Raw genomic sequence first — 3,358 nt, forward strand, 5'->3', positions numbered from 1 at the left:
TTGGATGTTCTCCCTGTCTTGCGGCTGGTTAGTTGGGGATTTTCAGGTGCTTGCCGTTTGCCCCGCTAATCGGCTGTTAGACCGATCGCCCCTAACTTCTATCTTAGGAAGGGTTTTGCCAAAGGGGGTAGAACTTTAGGGGAATTTTAGATCCGGAGGAAAATTGAGGAGTGCGATCGACTGTTGAGTCGGGAATTGTATTCTAAATCACCAAATTTTTTGATTAACCGCAGAGGACGCAGAGGGCGCTGAGAGAAAAAGTGGCGATAGAGAAGCCTACGAACGTTGGCTAGCATCTCAAAAAGACCGACAACTTCCTTTGCGCGAAGCAGATGTAGAACCTATTGTTAATTTGCCGGAATTGCTTGCAGGCATTTACGATCGCGTCGGCTATGATTATCGGCTCGATTACGATCAATATCCCGTACGCAAATTTTCGCCAAAGGTGATAGGACACTCCAAAATTCTGGGTAAGCTATCCATAGAAATACGGTCATTGAAATTTAAGCAAATATACAGAGTCAGTCATTGACTTTTCTATTGACTTGTTTGAAATATACTCAAACACTCAACTTACCTTGCATAAATTTTTCAAAATTTTGGTTACAAAAACCCAAATAGAAAATGTTTCTTGGTACTCATCAACCCCGGATAATGCTATGGATATTATTCCAGAAATTTCCCATAACTTAGTCAAACACTATCAAATTAAAAAGCTACTCGGAGAAGGCGGTAGTAGCACAACTTATGAAGCCGTTGACCTCCAAACACACCAGCGAGTCGCACTCAAAGCTTTGTCTTTACAGAAGATGAATGACTGGAAAGTCCTGGAACTCTTTGAACGAGAAGCCAATGTTTTATCAAAATTGAATCATCCGGGAATTCCGCGTTATTTGGATTATTTTTATGTCGATACTCCCGATAACCGTTGTTTTTATATAGTACAAGAACTGGCCCAAGGGCAATCTCTAGCCAGTTTAGTCGAAAATGGCTGGCACGCTAGTGAACCTGAAATTCAACGCATTGCAACACAAATTTTGGAGATTTTAGTTTATCTCCATTCACAGACACCACCTGTTATCCACCGGGATATTAAACCAGAGAACATTGTATTCAAATCGCCCATCGATTCCCACAAAGAAAAAGACTGGGCAGTCTGCTTAGTAGATTTTGGAGCAGTGCAAAACACTTATTACAATACTTTAATGCGAGGAAGTACCGTAGTTGGAACCTATGGTTATATGGCTCCAGAACAATTTCTTGGACAAGCCGTACCTGCAACAGATTTATATGGTTTAGGAGCGACATTGTTGTATTTACTAACCCACCGTTCCCCCGCCGAATTACCAACAAATATACTAGAGAAAGATTTTCGCTCTCAAATTCAGATTTCTTCAGCATTTGCCGATTGGTTGGGAAAAACGCTCGCGTCAGATTTAGAAAATCGCTTTCAATCGGCAAAAGAAGCGCTTGAATCGCTTCGCAATCCTCTAAAAGTTAGCGTTAAATCCAATCGATCGACGCAATTGAAAAAACGCCTTAAAATAGGAATTGCTGCTGTGGCTACTGTTGCTACTGTTGCTGTTTTAAATCACTTTAAATATCCCATCCTCAGCCGGATTGGATTTACCCCCGATGCAGTTGTCAAGGCTGTTGAACAGGGAGATACTAAAACTATTAGGCATTATCTGGATCTCGGTATTGGTGCTAATACCAGGGTAAATAACCAGAATTTACTACACTTGGCTGGCTCAAAAGAGATGGCAGAATTGTTAATTGCCAAGGGTGCAGATATCAAAGCTAAGGATGGACTTGGCTTTACCCCGTTACACTTTGCTGCTGGATACGATCGCATAGAAGTGGCACAGACGCTAATTGCTAAAGGTGCAAATATTAACGCCCAGAGTGAACTTTCTTCTGATATGTGGACTCCTTTCTGGAGTCTTAAATCGGTAATGTCTTTAGATTTCGATCGTAGGGGTACAACTCCTCTGTTCTTTGCGCCATCGCCTGAAATGGCAAAGTTGCTGATTGCTAAAGGCGCAAACGTTAATCTCAAAAACAAAAATGGCTCGACTCCTCTACATATAACGAAATCAAAGGCGATCGCAAAGATACTACTCGCTGCGGGCACAAAAATTAACATCAAAGAAGAAAATGCCCGAAATGGCAAGCGTACAACTTTATTACATAATGCAGCCAAAATAGGCTTTAAGGAGTTGGTACAACAGCTAATTAACAACGGCGCAAATGTTGTTATCAGGGATAATAAAAAAAGAACTCCACTGCACTATGCAACCACAAAAGAAATTGCTGCTTTGCTAATGCTGGAGATCAACGCTAAGGACGAATCTGAAGATACTCCGTTACACCTAGCTGTTCAAGAAGATCGCCCAGAAATCGTCTCTTTTTTAATTGCTAATGGTGCGAAACTCAATATTCACAATAAAAGTGGAGATACTCCGTTACACCTAGCTGTTCAACATAATCCCTATAATCCCTCAGATATTCCACGTAATCGCCCAGAAATCGTCTATTCTTTAATTAAAAATGGTGCGAAAGTCAATGTTAAAAATAATAATGGACAGACTCCTCTACATATTGCTGTGTTAAATAAGCGGTTTCCTAGGTTAGATAATATGCAGAATATCGAACGACTGCTAGAGAATGGTGCCGAAATTAATATCCAGGATAATTACAGAACAACTCCACTGGATATCGCCGTAGACCTGCAACTTGAGGATACAGTAGCGTTGATGATTAGTAAAGACCCAGATGTTAATAGTGAATACAAATATGGCAGAACCTTACTGCATATCGCTGTCGATTTCAAACTTAAGGATGCAGCCAAACAACTCATTGCCGAAGGTGCATTCGTTAATGCCAAAAATAACTTGCTTCAAACTCCCCTGCATCTTGCCACTACTCGAGGATCTCTAGATATCGTTGAACTGCTAATTGCTAAAGGTGCAAGGGTTAACGCTAGAAATGTGAAGGGTCAAACTCCATTGTATAGAGCGATCGCGCTCGGACACAATGATATTGCTGCACTGCTAATTAACAACGGTACAGATGTTAATAATCTAGATGTATCTGGCACAACTCCACTCCACCAAGCCGCACATTATGGCACTCTAGAAATCTTAAAATTGCTGATTGCTAAAGGTGCCAAAATTGACGCTACAAACTCTTATGGCGACACGCCGCTAAAGATAGCAGAAACCGACTCGAACCCCAGCAGAGAAGCAGCAGCCAAAATACTCAGATATCACGGCGCAACAGACTAATTATCCAAAATCAACCCAGGCATAAAAATATGGAAATCCTGCAAAAATCGGAAAAAATCATTGCTGAAAGA

Annotated in this window: 2 protein-coding genes; both read left to right on the forward strand. The window is 41.2% G+C overall.

Features of this window, described 5'->3' with window-relative positions; all coding sequences use genetic code 11:
• Nucleotides 1–319 precede the first annotated feature (319 nt).
• Nucleotides 320–532, forward strand: a complete 213-nt coding sequence (locus WBA89_RS22835) for a DUF4058 family protein (RefSeq protein WP_424409677.1) — start codon at nt 320–322, stop codon at nt 530–532.
• 127 nt (nt 533–659) lie between these two features.
• Nucleotides 660–3,287 carry an ankyrin repeat domain-containing protein gene (locus tag WBA89_RS22840; protein WP_424409678.1) on the forward strand — a complete coding sequence of 876 codons (2,628 nt, stop codon included), beginning with the start codon at nt 660–662 and terminating at the stop codon, nt 3,285–3,287.
• Nucleotides 3,288–3,358: the final 71 nt, after the last annotated feature.

It is taken from the genome of Microcoleus sp. (assembly GCF_049646505.1).
Lineage (GTDB): Bacteria > Cyanobacteriota > Cyanobacteriia > Cyanobacteriales > Microcoleaceae > Microcoleus.